Annotated in this window: 14 protein-coding genes; 3 read left to right on the top strand and 11 right to left on the bottom strand. The window is 72.3% G+C overall.

Annotation, left to right across the window (positions count from 1 at the left end; translation table 11 throughout):
- The 5 genes from AB0C69_RS10260 to AB0C69_RS10240 all read right to left on the bottom strand — a co-directional run.
- On the bottom strand, positions 1-350 hold a 350-nt coding region (locus AB0C69_RS10260), incomplete at its 3' end, for a sigma-70 family RNA polymerase sigma factor (RefSeq protein WP_360352252.1).
- 13 nt (positions 351-363) lie between these two features.
- The gene (locus AB0C69_RS10255; protein ID WP_360352249.1) at positions 364-747 is read right to left on the bottom strand and encodes an SgcJ/EcaC family oxidoreductase; all 384 of its coding nucleotides are present in this window, start codon (positions 745-747) and stop codon (positions 364-366) included.
- 166 nt (positions 748-913) lie between these two features.
- Entirely contained in the window at positions 914-2,155 is a 1,242-nt protein-coding gene (locus tag AB0C69_RS10250; protein ID WP_360352246.1) for an amidohydrolase, read from the bottom strand.
- A 224-nt stretch (positions 2,156-2,379) separates the two neighbouring features.
- On the bottom strand, positions 2,380-2,739 hold the full coding sequence (locus tag AB0C69_RS10245; RefSeq protein WP_345171556.1) for an MmcQ/YjbR family DNA-binding protein: 360 nt from the start codon (positions 2,737-2,739) through the stop codon (positions 2,380-2,382).
- A gap of 49 nt (positions 2,740-2,788) precedes the next feature.
- Positions 2,789-4,888, bottom strand: a complete 2,100-nt coding sequence (locus tag AB0C69_RS10240; RefSeq protein ID WP_360352241.1) for a peptidoglycan recognition protein — start codon at positions 4,886-4,888, stop codon at positions 2,789-2,791.
- A gap of 224 nt (positions 4,889-5,112) precedes the next feature.
- Here AB0C69_RS10240 and AB0C69_RS10235 point away from each other — a divergent pair, with 224 nt between their 5' ends.
- Complete coding sequence (locus AB0C69_RS10235) at positions 5,113-6,087, top strand: ATP-dependent DNA ligase (RefSeq protein WP_360352238.1); 975 nt, start codon at positions 5,113-5,115, stop codon at positions 6,085-6,087.
- Positions 6,088-6,123: 36 nt separating this feature from the next.
- Here AB0C69_RS10235 and AB0C69_RS10230 read toward each other — a convergent pair whose 3' ends face one another.
- On the bottom strand, positions 6,124-6,714 hold the full coding sequence (locus AB0C69_RS10230; protein WP_345171550.1) for a TetR/AcrR family transcriptional regulator: 591 nt from the start codon (positions 6,712-6,714) through the stop codon (positions 6,124-6,126).
- A gap of 82 nt (positions 6,715-6,796) precedes the next feature.
- Here AB0C69_RS10230 and AB0C69_RS10225 point away from each other — a divergent pair, with 82 nt between their 5' ends.
- Both AB0C69_RS10225 and AB0C69_RS10220 read left to right on the top strand, forming a co-directional pair.
- Positions 6,797-7,852, top strand: coding sequence for a hypothetical protein (locus tag AB0C69_RS10225; RefSeq protein ID WP_360352233.1), 1,056 nt, complete (start codon positions 6,797-6,799; stop codon positions 7,850-7,852).
- A gap of 159 nt (positions 7,853-8,011) precedes the next feature.
- Entirely contained in the window at positions 8,012-9,274 is a 1,263-nt protein-coding gene (locus AB0C69_RS10220; protein ID WP_360352230.1) for a DUF4185 domain-containing protein, read from the top strand.
- Positions 9,275-9,438: 164 nt separating this feature from the next.
- Here AB0C69_RS10220 and AB0C69_RS10215 read toward each other — a convergent pair whose 3' ends face one another.
- The 5 genes from AB0C69_RS10215 to AB0C69_RS10195 all read right to left on the bottom strand — a co-directional run bounded on the left by AB0C69_RS10215 (position 9,439) and on the right by AB0C69_RS10195 (position 16,410).
- Positions 9,439-11,322, bottom strand: a complete 1,884-nt coding sequence (locus AB0C69_RS10215; RefSeq protein WP_360352227.1) for a cutinase family protein — start codon at positions 11,320-11,322, stop codon at positions 9,439-9,441.
- The gene (locus AB0C69_RS10210; protein WP_360352224.1) at positions 11,322-12,494 is read right to left on the bottom strand and encodes a serine hydrolase domain-containing protein; all 1,173 of its coding nucleotides are present in this window, start codon (positions 12,492-12,494) and stop codon (positions 11,322-11,324) included. Before AB0C69_RS10210 ends, AB0C69_RS10215 begins: the two co-directional genes overlap by 1 nt.
- A 193-nt stretch (positions 12,495-12,687) precedes the next feature.
- The gene (locus tag AB0C69_RS10205) at positions 12,688-14,649 is read right to left on the bottom strand and encodes a BTAD domain-containing putative transcriptional regulator (protein ID WP_360352221.1); all 1,962 of its coding nucleotides are present in this window, start codon (positions 14,647-14,649) and stop codon (positions 12,688-12,690) included.
- A gap of 86 nt (positions 14,650-14,735) precedes the next feature.
- Complete coding sequence (locus tag AB0C69_RS10200; RefSeq protein ID WP_353831632.1) at positions 14,736-15,461, bottom strand: WHG domain-containing protein; 726 nt, start codon at positions 15,459-15,461, stop codon at positions 14,736-14,738.
- A gap of 88 nt (positions 15,462-15,549) precedes the next feature.
- Entirely contained in the window at positions 15,550-16,410 is an 861-nt protein-coding gene (locus AB0C69_RS10195) for an SGNH/GDSL hydrolase family protein (protein WP_360352217.1), read from the bottom strand.
- Between the last annotated feature and the right edge of the window lie 23 nt (positions 16,411-16,433).

Here is a 16,433-nt window from a genome sequence, read left to right as displayed (position 1 = left end):
CGTCGCACGACGCGCGAGGCCGGGTCGTCGAGCAGCGCGTCCGGGAACGGCTGCAACCACGGCACCTCGAACGCCGGGCTCAGCGGCGCGTCCGGGTCCTCGCTCGGCGCCCCGAGCCCGGACGGGAGCGGGCGCCGGGCCCGCCCCCGCAGCGCCGTCAGGCACACGTTCGTCGCGATCTTGTAGAGCCAGGTGCGGACGGACGCCAGGCGCGGCTCGTAGCGGTCTCGGGACCGCCACGCGCGCAGCATCGTCTCCTGGACGAGGTCCTCCGCCTCGTGCACCGAGCCGACCATCCGGTAGCAGTGCACCAGCAGCTCGCGCCGGTAGGAGTCGAGATCCTCGTCCATGGTGGTCTCCCTGTCAGCGTGCGGGCGCGTTGGCGTAGGCGGCGACGAGCCAGCGTCCGTCCCGGCGCGACAGCACCCACGTGGCGAGCCGCTCGCGCTCGGGCGGGAAGTCCTGCTCCCCGGCCATGATGATGCCCGCCCTGCTGACGACGATCGCGGTGTCGCCGTACACGCGGACGTCCCGCGGCTCGTCCACTCCCCGGGAGCCCTTGAGCGGCCCCTCGAAGGCGGCGGCCATGAAGCCGCGCACGGCCTCGCGGCCCCGGTTGAACACGCCGGGCATCACCACGGTCGCGTCCTCGACGTAGAGGTCGGCGAACGCGTCGGCGTCGCCGTCGCCCCACGCCTGGTACAGCCGCTCGAACACCTCGTGGACGGCCTTCTCGTCGCTGTTCATCGCATGATCCCCTTCTCGACTTCGATCGGTCGAGGTGTGTACCGCGGGGAGCTCATCGATTCATCGCTCCTCCGGAAGGAATTTCGGAGAAGAGCAGCGGGGGCCCGGCGTGAGCCGGGCCCCCTGGCCGTGACCGACGCGTGGTCGATCACGGCCGGCCGGTGCGTCAGGCCTCAGACCACGCGTGGTCCAGAGCCGTCAGCGCCATGTGCACCTCCAGGTCGACGCCGCGCGCGATGCAGCTCTCGTCGACGTCGAAACCTCCCTGGTGCAGGTCGTACTTCGGCGTGCCGGGCTTGCGCACGCCGTAGCGCCCGAGGGCGCCGTCGACCAGTTCGAGGTAGAGGGAGAAGTCCTCCCCACCCATGCTCTGCCCCGTGGGGCCGATCTTGTCCTCGCCGAGCGCGAGACCACCGGCGTGCCGGAAGATCTCCACGCTCGCCGCCTCGTTCACCGTGGGCGGCAGGCCGAGCTTGGTGATCAGCTCCGCCTCGACCCTGTGCAGCTCGGCCACCAGGCCGACCAGCGCCGGCAGCGTGTCGAGCGCCGACCGCCGGTGCTGCGGGTCCAGGCAGCGCAGCGTCCCTTCGAGCTCTCCCACGATGGGGATCGAGTTCGCCGCCAGGCCCGACTGGAGGCGACCCCATTCCAGCTCGTGGCCGGAACGCGCGTCGAACCTCTGGTCGAGCACCGCCGACAGCTCGCCCACCATGGCCGCCAGGGCCCGGATGGGGCTGCCGGTCAGGTGCGGCCGTGCGGTGTGGCCGCCCGCCCCGGTGGCCCGGATGAGGATCTTGTCGTAGGACGCCGTGATCGCTCCGGTCCGCAGACCGAGGAAGCCGACCTCCTGCGCCGGGTCGCAGTGCAGCGCGAAGATGCGCCGCACCCCGTCCAGCGCGCCGGCCGCGATCACGTTCCGCGCGCCGCCGGGGAGTTCCTCGGCGGGCTGGAAGATGAGCCTGACCGTGCCGCGGAGCAGGCCGGCCTCGGCCAGCATCGCCAGGAAGCGCCCCGCGCCCAGCAACATGACGGTGTGCACGTCGTGGCCGCAGTTGTGCGCCGCGTCCTCCACCGTCGAGCGGTAGGAGACGAGCTTGGTGTCCTTCTGGGGCAGCGCGTCGATGTCCGCGCGCAGCGCGATGATCGGTCCGTCGCCCCCGCGGATGTCGCAGATGACGCCGGTTCCGTTGGGCAGGACCCACGGCCGGAGGCCGATCGCCGACAGGAAGTCGACGATGATCTGGGTCGTGCGGAATTCCTTGAACGCGACCTCCGGGTGCGCGTGGAGGTCACGGCGGATGCCGATCAGCTCCTGCTCGCAGCGGGGGAGGTACTCGTCGAGCCCGCGCCTGATGCTGCGGGGGTCGAAACCGGACGCGTCCGCGCCCGGGGTCCAGATCCTGGACATGGTTTTCCCTTTTCTGTTTCGTTTGTTCGCGGCGTCTGATGATCGCCACGGGAATACCGTACACGGAATACGGGATTGCGCAACATATGCCGGCCTCGGCAAGGGGCGACCTTTGAGGATCGGCTAAATGGGAGAAAAGGGAAGACCGTCTAGAATCGGGTCTTATTCGTGCAAAAGGCCCTGGGCGGGTAAAGGCCGATTCCGTCCGTGATCGGCTGAGACGCTCAGAGCCGGGAACGCTGGGCGCGGGTGAGCTTCGCGACCACGAGGTCGTAGGAGTGGTCGACCAGCTCCCACACGTCCTCGTCGGGCACCGAGCCGTCGAGGACGACGGTGTTCCAGTGCCGCTTGTTGAGGTGGTAGCCGGGCGTGACCGCGGCGTGCCGGGCGCGGAGCTCCTCCGCGAGACCCGGATCGCACTTCAGACTGACGGTGGGCGGCGACGCGCCCAACGGAACCAGCGCGAACATCCGTCCGGCGACCTTGAAGACGGCCACCTCGTCGCCGAACGGATAGTCCTCCAGCGCGCCCGGCTTGGCCAGGCACTCCGCGATCACGCGATCACGCCACGACTCCTCTGTCACTCCCCACACCCTAGGTCGGCCCCGGCCCGCCGGGGCCGACCCGCGGGCGTCAGCGGAGGTAGGCGAGGCCGTCGATGCCGACCATGGGACGGCCCGAGGTGCCCGCCACGACGATCTTGATGGTGTGCGTGCCGCTGGTGCTCCAGGCGCGCGTCCACATCAGCTGGCGGTAGGCCGTGGTCGACGCCCGGGTGTCCAGCGTGCCGATCTTGACGCCGTCCACGTAGACGTACACGGCGCCGAGGTTGGAGGCGCGCTTGAAGATCAGGCCCGCGGTGCGCCCGGTGAACGTCCAGCTCGCGCTCGCGCCCCGGTACTTGCTGTACATGCCGCGCCCGCCCAGGTAGGAACTGGTCGTGCTGACGCCCCAGGTGCCGGTGCGGCGCGCGGCGCCCTCGGTCTGGCCGCCGGTGTAGCGGCTCAGGCTGGAGGTTCCGGTGTTGCCCGCGGCGTCGGTGCCGGCCAGCGTCCAGGTCTGGGTCGTGCCCGGCTTGGACACCGCGGCCCACTGCGTCGTCGTGGTAGAGAACGTCTTGGCCGCGGGCGAGGTGGCCTTCAGCGAGCTGAGGAAGCCGTTGTCGGCGGCCTTCCAGGTGAGCGAGACGGGCCACGCGCCGCTGTTGACCGTCGCCTTGCGCAGGGAGAGCGCCTGGGACGAGATGACGGGAGGCGTCGTGTCCGCGACGATCGTGAAGACGGGGGACGCCGAGGTCGTCCCGTCGGCGAAGGCGGCGTTCAGCTGGACCGAGTGCGTCCCGGGCGTGAGGGTCACCGTGGCGGACGCGGCCCCGGCGGCCGGTGTCGCGGCCGTCGCGCCGTCCACGCTGACGGTGTAGGTCGCGCCCTCGGCCGGCGTCCAGTTCAGCGTGGCCGTGCTCTTGGTGTAGTAGCGGCCCCCCGCGGCGGTGGCGCCGCTCACGGTGGCGCTCAGGGCCGGGACGGTGATCTGCTTGGCGGCCGTCCGGACGGCGGGAAGCGCGGAGTAGAGCTGCGCGCCCGGGCACGCGGTCGCGAACCCGTCGCGGTGACCGGAGATCGTGTTGAACTCGACCTGCTGCCCGTAGGGGTACTTCCCGCCCGTCCCGTTGGGGGCGGCCGACGTCAGCGTCGTCTTCGCCGTCGGGTCGACCCCGGTCAGCCCGAGCTTCCACGCGGCGATCTTCGCGACGCCGTCCAGGGCGGCCTTGGTGGGGGCGACGCCCGGGACGTCCGGGTCGTTCGCCGCCGTGTAGGTGCCGAGGACGGCGATCCCGGTGGTGTCGGTGTTGAACCCGTAGGTGTGGGCGCCGTGGACGGGGCGGTCGACGCCCCCGGCCCGCCCCTCGAAGACCGTGCCGCACTTGTCGACGAGGAAGTTGTAGCCGATGTCGTTCCAGCCCTGGCTCTGCACGTGGTACAGGAACACCGACTTGATCACCGACGGCGACTGGGTGCAGGAGTACTCGTTGCCCGTGTCGGTGTGGTGGACGAACGCGGCCTTGACCGAAGCGTCGTACTCCGGCGGCTCCTTGACGAGGGACTCGTCCGCGCCCCACCCGGCCCGCGCCACGATCGCCGGCTTCGGAGCGGTGACGGGCCCGGCGAGGGGCGTGGTCGCCGCCACCAGCCTCATCCCGGTGCCGCCGTCCGGCCCCGCCGCCCGCGGCGTCGCCGTCGCGGCGGAGGCGCCCGGGTCGATCAGGTCGACGCGCAGGCCCTCCGGCAGCGTGCGGCCCTTCTGCCCGGTCACGCGCACGTCGACACCGTTGGACGGGCCGACCCACAGCCCGTTCGTCCCTCCGCGTCCGCCCCGGTCAGGGGCATCGGCCAGCTCGGGCTCCAGGGCGCGCCACCCCGACCAGCGGCCGGTCTTCGCGTCCCGCGTGCGGATCCGCACGGTTCCCCTGAGCTCCTCGCGCGGCTTGTTCCAGGTGACGCCGACGAGGCTGAACGGCTCGGTCTCCGTGGCGGCCAGCCCCTTGGCCTTCTGGCCCGCGGCGGCCGCGGCGGCGATGTCGCCGAGGGCGCGGGCGTGGACCCGTCCGGGCCCCGGCCGGGTCGCGGACGCCGTCGTCGCCGTCGAGGTCGACGTCGACGAGACCGTCCAGACCACCGTTCCCGCCACCGCCACGGCGGCGAGCGACGTCCCGATCACTGTGCGCTTGAGCATGCTTCCCCGTTCACATTCCGACCCAGGTGATCATTCAGCGCCGGGGTCGTTCAGAACGTTACATCTCGTCCGACTCGGTTCGACCGGTGCCCTCGACAGGGCCTGCGCGAGGCAATGACCTGCCCAAGGCCGGGCCGGAGGGCGCTCGCCGCGCCACCGGCGGGGTACCTCGGACACGAGCGCGATCGGGGGTGGGCGTGCGCATCCAGGGACCCGTCGCCCCCATGGCCGCGACAGCGATCGACCGCATCCCCCAGGAAAGGGCCTGCTCAGGCGGCTGTCGCTACGAGCCCAAGTTCGACGGGTTCCGCTGCGTCGCCCGGGTGGGCGAGGACGGCGATGTCCAGCTCTGGTCACGCCGTCTCAAGCGGCTGGACGCGGCCTTCCCCGAGATCGTCTCCGCCGTCTCCGGAACCCTCCCGCCCGGCACGGTGGTGGACGGGGAGATCGTCCGCTGGGGAGGCGACGGCCGCCTGGACTTCGCCGCCCTCCAGCGCCGCCACGTCACCCGCCGCACCGGCTCCCCGATCACCGAGCCGTGCCACTACGTCGTCTTCGACGTCCTGGAGGCCGGCGGAACGGACCACCGCCCCGCCCCCCTCTCCACCCGCCGCGCCGAGCTGGAGCGCCTGCTGCGCGACCTCCCCGGGACCTCCCGCATCGTCCTCTGCCCGCAGCTCCGCGACGTGGGGGAGGCCCGCCTGTGGTTCGAGATCCTCGTCGCGCAGGGCATCGAGGGCCTGGTCGTGAAGGCCGCGGGCGACCCCTACAAGGAGGGCAGGCGCGGCTGGTGGAAGGTCAAGCACCGCACGACGACCGAGGCGCTCATCGGCGGAGTGACCGGCAGCCTCGAACAACCGCAGACCCTGCTCCTGGGCAGATACACGACGGCCGGGGTGCTCCGCGTGGTCGCCCGCACCACACCTCTCACTCCCCGAGCGCGCACCGCACTGGCCGGCGCCCTCTCGGAGGCCGGCCCCGGCCACCCCTGGCCGGAGCCCCTGCCCGCGGGCTGGGCCGGCGGCCTCCCCTCCACCAGAGACCCGATCCACTACACCCGTGTGGCCCCGGACACCGTCGCGGAGATCAGTGTGGACGCCGCCGTGGAACACGGCCGCTGGCGCCACGCCGTCCGCTTCCTCCGCCTGAGACAGGACCTGACCCCCGGCGACGTCCCCCAGGACCTGAACCTGGAGTGATCCTGGAAACGCTCGGTAACGGGGCCGTGAGCCCGGTCAGGCGGCACCGGCGGGACGGCCGAGCCCGGCGAGGTGGACGGCGATGACCTCGCGCATCCGCGCCGGGGTGGTCAGGTGGGGATGGGTGGCGGCGTGGACGGCCAGGCCGTCGACGAGGGCGTGCAGCCGGTCGGTCTCGTACTCCACGGCGGGTTCGGGGACGTCCAGGGAGCGCACGAGGGAGCGGCAGCCCTCGCGCAGGAGGCCGTACCCCTCGCTCTGCAGGGCCCGCAGCGTCGGATCGACCATCGCGCGGGCGGTGAAGGCCAGCCATACCCGGTTCTCGACGGCCCGCTCCTCGTCCATCGGCAGCAGCTCGGCCAGCACCAGCTCGGCGCGGCGCCGCTGATCGGGCTCGGGGGGCAGCGCCGCCATGCGTCGCTGGATCCGCTCGATGATCGCGCGCAGGGTGAACGCCAGCAGCTCGGACTGCGTCGCGAAGTAGTGCCGCAGCGACCCCATCGACAGACCGGCCTCGCTCGCCACGTTGCGGACCGAGGCCCGTTCCAGTCCGTCGCGCAGGACCACCCGCAGCACCGCCGCCGCCACGTCCAGGCGCCGTTGCTCACCGTCCACCACTCTAGGCATCCCCCATTACTAGCACAGTCGTGCTACTATCCGGCAGGAAGTAGCACAGTTGTGCTAGTACGCGTCGAACGGAGATCGCCCGATGTGCCTGAGGTCCCCCTCGCGCCGCCCGTCCGGCACCGGTCCGTCGACAGGCGGCGGCACGGCCCCATCGCTGCTCCGCGGCCGCGCCGTATGGCTGACCGCCCTGGGATGGGTGTCGGCGAACGCGCTGACGCTGGTCCTGGCCGGTCGCAGGCTCCCGCTCGACCTCCACGACGCCGGGGAGCGCACCACGTCCGCCTATCTGGTGGACCTCAACGTGCGGCTCGCCGAGGTCCTCCTCCTCATGGCCCTGGTCTTCCTCCTCACCCGGCGCCGGACCAGGCCCGACCTGGCGGCCCGCGCCCCCGAGCGCGCCACCGCGCTCCGCGAGACCCTGCTGCTCCTCGCCTACGGCGCGGGCGGGCTCGCCCTCGGGTTCGCGGTGGGGCGGGCGTTCGGCTGGCACCCGTTCGGCCTGCACCTGGCCGGCTCGATGAACGTGACGAACGACCACGTCACGCGGGCCGAGGCGATCGCCTGGGCGGGGTACAACCTCGTGGTGTTCGCGATCGCGCCGCTGGTGTACTTCCGGCGCCGCTACTCCGCCCGGGCGCTCAACCTGGTCTCCGCCGACCGGCGCGGCGACCTCCGCCTGGTCGTCGTCGTGCTGCTGGTCGAGGCGGCCGTGCAGACCGCCGCGCTGCGACCGGAGATCTTCGACCTCGGCGCCAGGCAGCTCCTGCTCGGCGCGCCGCTCACCTTCGTCCTCTACATGGCCGGGACGGTCCTGCCGACGATGGTCTTCGTCCACGCGATCCTGATCCCGCGCTTCGCCAGGCTGACCGGCTCGACCGCGACCACCGTGATCTTCGGCGGAGTGGTCTACGCGGCCCTGCACGTGTCCGACTCCTGGGCGGAGTACGGCTCCCCCCGGGCGGCGGCCGTCTCGATCGCCTTCCTGCTGCTCACCTACTTCGGCCCCGGCATGGTGAAGGCCTGGCTGACCGTGCGCACCGGCAACGCGTGGGTGCACGTCTGGGCCTACCACGCCCTGGCGCCCCACACCCTGGTCGACACACCCCACGTCGCGCACACCTTCGGCATCCACCGGTGATCTAGGCGGGAGGCTCCGATCCCGCGGCGGCACCTCGCGGAACCGCTCGATCACCGGACGCTCGGCGACCCGCCGCCGGATAAATCGGATTACTGATCGTGATTCCCTGGCGACTCTCCCCGCACTTACGGTAAAACAGACACTGATGTTCTTCTGAGCTTGTCGCCGGACGACCAGGATCTGCCGATCCTCGCCAAGGGCCGCGGCGCCAAGGGCATCTCCATGAACGAGAGTCGACCTGAAAGGCATCGCCAGATGACACGTCCATCGGACGACAAGGGCACGAACGCCGGCGGTCTCTCCCGCCGCAAGCTCCTCAGGGTGGGCGCCGGCGTCGCCCTCGGCGCGGGCGCCGTCGGCGCGGGGTGGGTCGGCTTCAGCCAGGACGGGCGGCAGGCGACGGTGCGGACGGCCGGCGGACCGGGCGACCCGTCCAGCCCGACCCTCGCGACCAAGATCAAGAACCTGAGCGGCCCGGTCGAGACCGGCCCGTTCGCCTCGCCGTGGACCGACCTCGGCATCCCCGTGCGGTGCCCGGACGGCACCATGCTCTTCGTCTGCGGCGACACCTTCAACGGCGACCACGTGCCGAACCCGGGCGAGCCCGCCGACGACTGGCGCGCCCCGGTGGGCCTGCGCTCCAGCAACGGCGACGTGAACAACCTGCGCATCGACGGAAGCGTCGGCGGAGGCCACGCGAGGGCCCTCGTCGACGAGCCGCACAACCCGGTCGGCGACAAGGCGACGACGGCGATCCCGTCCGACGCCTTCGTCGTGGACGGCGTCATGTACATGCACCTCATGCGCGGGGTCATCTTCGACACCCACCACACCGACTTCTGGCGCTCGACCGACAACGGCGAGACCTGGGAGTACCTGTGCCAGTGGCCGGGTGACCTGCACGGCGGCCAGTTCCAGCAGAAGACCTACGCGGTGGCCGCCGACGGCTGGTGCTACGTCCTGTCGACGGTCTTCAACCGCGACCGGGACTCGGGGATGCTGCTCCACCGGGTGCGCAAGGAGCGGCTCGGCGACCCGAACGCCTACGAGCCCTGGGGGTACGCCGACGGGGACTGGCGCTGGGGAGCGCCCCCGACGACGGTCTTCGGCGTCCGCAAGTGGGGCGAGATCTGCTTCCGCGCCATGGACGGCAAGTACGTCCTGACCTGGTTGAACATGAACCCGCTCTCGATCCGGGCGATGGTCTTCCCGCTCCCGACCTCGGACCTGACGCGGACGCTGGAGCAGACGCTGATCCTGCCGTCCGACCCCCGGGCCGAAGCGGCCAACCTCGTCGCCAGCCCCTACGGCGGCTTCGTCGTCCCCGGCTCGACGTTCGGCAACTTCCACATCATCGTCAGCCAGTGGTACGACCCGCGGAACTACCGGATCATGCAGTACAAGATCAACATGCTCTCCTGAGCGGGGACCGGGCGCCGTCCCCCGGCGGCGCCCGGCTCGCCCGACCGTCCCCAGACGAGGCCAGCGGCCCGTCCGAGGGCGGTTTCTTCTTGTCACGCGACCGCCGGCAGGCTGGGCGTCACCCGGCCTGCCGGCGGTCGGAGTTCCTGGAGGGACGACGAGGGTCAGGCGGCCTCGATGCGCTGGGCGAGCCAGGCCTCAAGGACCTCCAGGGCGGGGCGCCCGCTGTCGTCGACGGGCTCCGTGCCGTACATCACGTGCCGCCGCGTGCCGTAGAACACCGCCGCGTCGACGCCCTCCTTGACCAGGTTGCTCGGGTTGAGCCGGGTCTTCAGCAACCGGTTGAGCGTGCCCTTCGGCAGCGGCACGCCGGCGACGTCCAGACCGTGCTCGGTCAGGTCGGTGATCTGGGGGACCAGGGAGAGCAGGTCGACGCCGAAGAAGGCGTTGAGCGACTTCACCGGGTCGGCCGGGTCGACCTTCGGAGGGTGCTTCGGGTCGAAGTCGTCCAGCTTGTTCTGGATGGCGCGCAGGTCGCGGGTGATCCGGACCCAGTCGACGCGGTCGAGGATGGCCAGGGCCTCCCCGACGGCCCGCTCGGGGGAGCCGGGCGGCCACATCGCCAGCAGCGCGGCGAGCGGGGTGAGGTCGACCCGGTTGGCCGTCTCGGCCAGCGGCATCAGCCGGTCCTCGATCGCGACCAGGGAACGGTAGACCCCGCGCGTGTCGCCCCGCTGGGCGTACGCGGGGACGGCCCGCGCGGCGCGCTCGATCCCGCGGTAGTCGATCCTGCTGATCCCGCCGATGACGTTGCTCGCCTGGGCCAGCAGCGCGACGGGCTGGAGCCCCTGGATGACCTTGGTGACCTTGGCCACCTGGTCGGCGGGCAGCCCGGTCAGCGGCGCGGCCTTGGCGGCGGCGGCGAGGGCCGCCCGCGCCAGCGCGGCCGTGTCCCCCGCCTTCGCGGCGGCCTGCACCGCGTCGAGCTCGTTGGCCAGCCCCACCAGGTCGGTGTTGGCCAGCGCCTGGAGCACCTGGCCCGCGATCTGGTTCTGCGAGCCCGGCGGGGAGTTCAGCAGCGTGTTCACCACGACGGGGTTCGCGACCGCGCGGGTGAGCGCCTGCAGCGGGCCGACGAGCCTCGCCAGGTCGCCGGCCGTGCGGGCCGCCCCGGTGGTGTCCTTGCCGCGTGCCTGGCCGGTCAGCGTCTTCACGCCGTTGGGGACGGCGGTGAGGTCGGCGGGCCTGCCGTTGACGGTGCCGAGGTCGGTGGAGAGTTCGCGCTCCGCCGAGCCCTGCAGGTTGGCGATGCCGACACGGCTCAGCACGGTGCCGAGGGTGGCGGTGAGCTCGTTCTCCTCCGGCAGGGCGCAGTACAGGTCGCCCTTGAGGCACACGTTCGCGACCCGTCCGGACAGCTCGCCGAAGCCTCCCGGCCGCGGCCCGGCGAGACCCCGGGTGCCGGGCAGCGGATCGCCGAGGTTCACCTCGCCCTTCGTCCCCCTGCCGGGGTCGGCCACGCCTCCGCCCGCGACGTAGGAGGCGGCCGGGACCGGACCCTTCCCGGCCCCGATCTGGGCGGCGATGTCGCCGTTGACGTCCGCGCCCTGGCTGAAGCCGAGCCCGACGAACCGGGTGCCGGGGCAGTCCCGGGAGATGTCCGTCATCGCCTTGCGGGCGGCGTCGATCCCGGTCTGCTTGGAGTCGTTGTAGGTCTTGCCCTGGTCGAACGCGGTCGCGTTGTAGCCGACCCAGTACGAGGAGATCCGGTCGCCGAACCGCCGTTCCAGCGGCTCGGTGATGCCGCGGAGCATGCCGACCGGCGTGTCGGGGTCGGCGGCCGACGTGGTCTCCCAGGTGCCGGGCACGACGATCAACTTGATCGGGGTGCAGGACATGGCCCCGGACGTCCGCGCGGCGTTGACCGGCCCGTCCGTGTTCAGCAGCGGCACCGCGGCGGCGGCCGCGACCGCTCCGGCCACCGCGACCGCGACGGCCGGCCTGCGGTAGCGCCTGAACGGCTTTCTGGCGTGCAGTCCGGAGCTCATCACTTCCCCTTCAGCGCGCAGTAGGCGTCCTGGGCCGCCGTGATGACCGCGGAGTCGACCTTGGTGGGGATCATGTTGTAGCGGTTGGTGGCCACGACGGACTGGTACTTGCCGTCCGGGCTCGTGAACCACTGGCTGAAGTAGCCGAGCGCGGCGCCGTTGTGCATCCACGCGTCGCCGCACGGGGTCTTCGCCAGGACCACGCCGAGGCCGTAGGGGCGCTCGGGGGACGCGGCCCGCTCCATCTCCCGCTGCTGCGCGGGCCGGAGCAGGCGGCCGGACGCGAGCGCGCGGGTGAAGTCGGCGAGGTCCTCCTGGGTCGACACGATGGCGCCCGCCGCGCCGAGCACCTGGACGTTCGAGAACGAGATGTCCCGGATGGTGAAGTAGCCGTGCAGCCAGTTCCCGTACAGCTTGGGGTCGGCCTCGGGGTAGGTGGTGTCGCTGAGGCCGAGCGGCTTGATGATCCGGTTGGTCACCTCGACGGCCGGGTGGTGCCCGGTCGCGGCCTGGATGATCAGACCGCCGAGGATGTAGTTGGTGTTGGCGTAGTGGTACTGGGCGCCGGGAGCCGACAGCGACTTGCTGGACGTGGCGGTCTTCACCAGCTCGCGCGGGTCCCACCGCCGGTAGGGGTTGATGTCGGCGACGTAGGACCCCGAGATCCGCAGGTCGTGGATGTAGTCGGGGAGCCCGCTGGTGTGGTTCAGCAGCTGCCGGATCGTGATCTTGCGGCCGTCGTTGCCGTTCGCCGCGACCAGGCCGGGCAGCCACCGGTCCACGGTGTCGTTCAGGGAGAGCTTGCCCTCGGCCTCCAGCTGGAGCAGGACCGTGGCCACGAACGCCTTGGAGTTGCTGGCGATGCGGAACTTCGCCTTCGGGTCGGCCGGCACGCGCATGAACATGTCGCCGTACCCGGAAGCGGCGTACTGGGTGTTGTCGCCGTTGCGGACCATTCCGATGACGCCGGGCAGCTTCTGCTCCGCCCGCAGCTTCGCCACGCGGTCCTGGAGGACGGTGCCGGCCCGCACGCCGGTGTCGGCCTCGGTCTTCGCGCCGGCCGAGGCGACCGTGGCCTCCCGGTCCTGGACGCCCATCGTCACCGCCGTCACGGTGGCGGCCGCCGCGACCAGCGTCGCGCCGGCGCGGACAAGGAACTTCCGACTTCGCATTCGGTCTCCCAGACAATTCGACGATCGTGTCTGCGACGCTAGTGAGACCCGTTGAAATTACGATGACAGGCGAATATCGAGGCGGCTAGTCCTGTTATTTTCGACCACACTTTCACGGGCATGCCGAAACGCGCCGAACGCTTCTCGGATTCGTTCGGCGCATGGTTCCGGAGAAATGGACGGTGAACGGCGGCTAAAGGAGTGAAGGCGCCCCTGCGACGGCGACCAGACCGGCTCTGCCCAGGGCCGGCGGGTCCTCCGCGGCGAGTTCTCGCGCGAACAGCGCGAGCAGTCCGTTCAGCCGGTACTGGTGGACGGACGGCTGCTGCACGAGGTTGGCGTCCACCAGGTTCTCGAGCGCCTGCTCGGCCCCTCGCGCGCCCCAGCCGAGGGCGGCCGCCAAAGCCCGATGGCCGGATCGCCCCTCAGGCGCCGCCCCCAATGCGCGGAACGCTCGGCGCTCGGCGGCGGGAAGCCGTTCGTAGGAAAGCCGGAAAGCGCCTTCAACGCTCCGGTCCTCCGCCGTCAGCTCGTCCAGGCGGCGCCGGGCATCGGCCATCCTGTGCACCAGATGCCCGATCGCCCAGGACGGGCGGCTCTGCAGGCGCGCGCCCGCGATGCACAGCGCCAGGGGCAACCGGTCGCACATGGCCGCCAGCTCCCGCACGGCGACCGGCTCGGCCGCGGCGCGCTCGGCGCCCACGATCCGGGTCAGCAGCGCCTCCGCCGCCGTCCGGGTGAGCGCCCCCAGCGAGACCCGGCGGTCCACGTCCAGCCCGACCAGCCGCCGGCGGCTGGTGACCAGCACCCTGCTGCCCGCCCCCGCGGGGAGCAGCGGGCGCACCTGGTCGGCGCCGGACGCGTCGTCGAGGACCAGCAGCAGGCGCAGCCCGGCGGTCGCGCTCCGCCAGGACGCCGCGAGCTCGTCCAGGTCGCCGGACGCGGGCCCGGCGCCGACGGCCCGCAGCAGCCGGCGCAGCGCGCGTTCCGGCGGCACCGCCTCCCGCCGGTCGCTGTGCCCGTGCAGCTCGACGAACAGGCAGCCGTCCGGGTGCTCGCCGCGCAGCGCCCGCGCGGCGCGCACCGCGAGCGCGGTCTTGCCCGCCCCCGCGACCCCGTCCACCGCGGCCACCGCGAGGCCGCCGCCGGTGAGCAGCGCCAGCTCGTCCTCTCGTCCGACGAGCTCCCCGACCTCCGCGGGCAGCTCGTCGGGGACGCGCCGCGCGGAGGCGACCCGGACACGTCCCTCGTCTCCCGCTTCGTCCCGCGGAGCGAGGTCCAGGGCCGCGTCGTCACCGCGCAGCACCGCCTGATGCACGCGCCGAAGCCGGTCGCCCGGCTCCACCCCGAGGTCCTCCACGAGCCGGCGGCGCAGGTGCGAGTAGACGGCCAGCGCGTCGGCCTGGCGGCCGCTCCCGTACAGCGCCCGCATGAGCAGCGAGGCCAGGGCCTCGCTGTGGGGGTGCTTGGGGATCAGGGCGTGCAGTTCGCCGACCGCGTCCACGAACCTGCCGAGCTGGAACTGGCACTCGACCTTCTCCTGCAGAAGGGTGAGCCTGCGCTCCTCCAGCCGCAGGCGCTCCGCCTCCGCGAACGGCCCGGGCAGCCCGGCCAGCGGTTGGCCCTGGAACAGCCCGAGGGCCGCGTCGCAGGCGCTCGCCGCGGCCGCGAGATCGCCGGACCTCCTCGCGGCGGCCGCCGCGTCCGCGGCCTCGTCGAGGCGCAGCACGTCGACCGCCGTCCCCCGGCTGACGAAGCGGTAGCCGCCCCGCTCCCGTGCGATCACCGACTCCTGCGCGTCCTCGCCGAGCGTGCCCAGGCTGCGGCGGAGCCGGTGGACGTACACCGGCACGATCTTGTCGCCGGAGCCGGGCGGATCGACGCCCCAGACGCCGTCGAGCAGCTCCCGCCGGCTCACGGTCATGTCCGGGCGCAGCAGGAGCGCGGCCAGGAGGGCCTGCTGCCTGAGGGGGCCGAGGTCGAGCCGGGTCCCGCCGCGCCAGGCCCGGACCGGGCCCAGCACGGTGAATTCGAGCAGGCGGGGGGCCGGGTCCGGCATCGTGCCCGAGGTCATCGCCATCGCCATCATCAGACCGATCTCTTCGAACTGCTGATCAGGGACGGTCCGCGCGTGTGAGGGAGCATCGCGGACCATGGCATAACTTTGTAATGGGTAGGTTATTACTATGGGATGGCGCGGTGCGGCGATTGGTTCGGACCGCCCGCGTGGCGATCGTCACGTCACCGCGCGGGGCGCGGCCGCCGACCCCGGCGGGGCGCCGGCTCCCGCGCGACGACCCCGGCCGTCTCGGCGTCGAGCAGCGCCTGCCCGGCGGAGCGCTCGGCGGCCTCGCGCTCGTCTCCGAGCCCGACCAGCAGATTGATCACATGCGGGCCCAGCACGTGCAGCACGCCCCGGCCCTCCTGGCCGAACACCCCCGTGGTCTCCAGCAGCACGTAGCCGTGGATCATGCACCAGATCTGCCCGGCCACCAGGACCGGGTCGTCCCGGCGGATCCGCCCCGCGTTCATCGCGCGCCGCACCTGCCGGGGGAGCAGGGCGAAGGCGTCGTTCAGCTCGGCGGCGGTCGCCGGCGTGCCCTCGGCGGTCAGGTCGTGCCCGAACGACGGCAGCGCCCCCGGCGAGGCGAGCCCGAACATCAGCCGGTAGCGCTGCGGGCTGGCCGCCGCGAACTCCCGGTAGGCCAGCCCGAGGACCAGCAGGTCGGTCACCGGGTCGTCGGTGTCGGGCACCTGCCGCAGGTGCCGCTCGAAGCGCGCGAACGCCTCCCGGCCGAGCGCCTCGTACAACCCGGTCATCCCGCCGAAGTGCGTGTAGACGGCCATCGTGGACGCCCCGATCTCCGCGGCGACCCCCCGGGCGTTCAGCGCCTCCGGCCCCCGTTCCTCTAGCAGCCGCATCCCGGCCCCGACCAGCTTCTCGCGCGTCCCCGACGTTTTGGGCATGACAATGTTATAGCGCGCCGGGAACGGTCCGCACTCACCTGAACGGCCATGTCTTTCTGGTGTGGCGGTATCGACGCTCCCCGCGGGGTCAGGCGGTGCCGGGAACGCCGGCCCGCTCGGTGGGCACTGCCGGAACGACCTTGAGAAAGGCATTGGCGATCTCCTGGTACCCCGCCGCGGTCGCGTGGCCGTCGCCGTCGCTGCACTGGTACGTCCACGTGCAGATCCGGGCCACGCCCCGGGGGACGGCGCCGTACGGAGGGGCCGTCACCTCGGTGAGGTCGTGCCCGGCGAAGGCGCCGTTGACGTCCGCGACCCGGAATCCGGCGGCGAGGTAGACGCCGTGCTCGTAGGCGTTGAAGGTGTCGACGACCGGTACGGAGGCGAGGGCGGCGGCCTTGCCGCCCGACACCCAGGACGCCAGGCCGGGGTTGTAGTAGTTCATGGCGGCGTAGGCGGGCCCGCCGCCTCCCGCGCCCCGCAATCGCGCGGTGATCTGCGGCAGGTTGGCGACCAGCGAGCCGGCGCCCCGCACCGCGCAACCCGCGTCGACGCTCCCGCCGGGCAGGCAACCGTTGGTGTCGTTGGCCCCGATGTCGAGAGTGACGTACCGGACGTGGCCGGCGTGCGTCGTCAGAAAGGCCTCGGCGGCCTTCAGTTGGGAGCCCTCCGCGTATCGGCAGATACCGCCCTGAAGCATCGTCGTGGTGGTCTCCCCGGGACACCCGAGCTTCACCAGTTGGAGCCGAGGATTCCGTGCCTCCAGCGCGGCATGGAGCCGGTCGGTGTAGCCCTGATCGGTCGGCCCCGTCCCGGCCTGAACGCCCACGGACAGCGAGTCGCCGAGCGCGAGGTAGTACTCCGGACCGCTCGCCGAGGCGACGGGCCCCACCAGGCCCGTCCCCACCACAGCGGCGACCACGACGGCGATCGATCTGACCAGCCCCATCCCCGCTCCAGCGACCTCGGCTT

This window comes from Actinomadura sp. NPDC048032 (assembly GCF_040653175.1).
GTDB classification, from domain to species: Bacteria; Actinomycetota; Actinomycetes; order Streptosporangiales; family Streptosporangiaceae; genus Spirillospora; species Spirillospora verrucosospora.
The sequence above is the reverse complement of the archived record's forward strand: the minus strand, read 5'-3'. Positions and strand labels throughout refer to the sequence as shown.

Bases quoted from the DNA above. Each gene is read 5' to 3' on its own strand.
- AB0C69_RS10235 (WP_360352238.1), top strand. From the start codon at position 5,113: ATGGCCGCGACAGCGATCGACCGCATCCCCCAGGAAAGGGCCTGCTCA.
- AB0C69_RS10205 (WP_360352221.1), bottom strand. From the start codon at position 14,649: ATGGTCCGCGATGCTCCCTCACACGCGCGGACCGTCCCTGATCAGCAG.
- AB0C69_RS10225 (WP_360352233.1), top strand. From the start codon at position 6,797: ATGTGCCTGAGGTCCCCCTCGCGCCGCCCGTCCGGCACCGGTCCGTCG.
- AB0C69_RS10195 (WP_360352217.1), bottom strand. From the start codon at position 16,410: ATGGGGCTGGTCAGATCGATCGCCGTCGTGGTCGCCGCTGTGGTGGGG.
- AB0C69_RS10210 (WP_360352224.1), bottom strand. From the start codon at position 12,494: ATGCGAAGTCGGAAGTTCCTTGTCCGCGCCGGCGCGACGCTGGTCGCG.
- AB0C69_RS10255 (WP_360352249.1), bottom strand. From the start codon at position 747: ATGAACAGCGACGAGAAGGCCGTCCACGAGGTGTTCGAGCGGCTGTAC.
- AB0C69_RS10200 (WP_353831632.1), bottom strand. From the start codon at position 15,461: ATGCCCAAAACGTCGGGGACGCGCGAGAAGCTGGTCGGGGCCGGGATG.
- AB0C69_RS10250 (WP_360352246.1), bottom strand. From the start codon at position 2,155: ATGTCCAGGATCTGGACCCCGGGCGCGGACGCGTCCGGTTTCGACCCC.
- AB0C69_RS10240 (WP_360352241.1), bottom strand. From the start codon at position 4,888: ATGCTCAAGCGCACAGTGATCGGGACGTCGCTCGCCGCCGTGGCGGTG.
- AB0C69_RS10230 (WP_345171550.1), bottom strand. From the start codon at position 6,714: ATGCCTAGAGTGGTGGACGGTGAGCAACGGCGCCTGGACGTGGCGGCG.
- AB0C69_RS10215 (WP_360352227.1), bottom strand. From the start codon at position 11,322: ATGAGCTCCGGACTGCACGCCAGAAAGCCGTTCAGGCGCTACCGCAGG.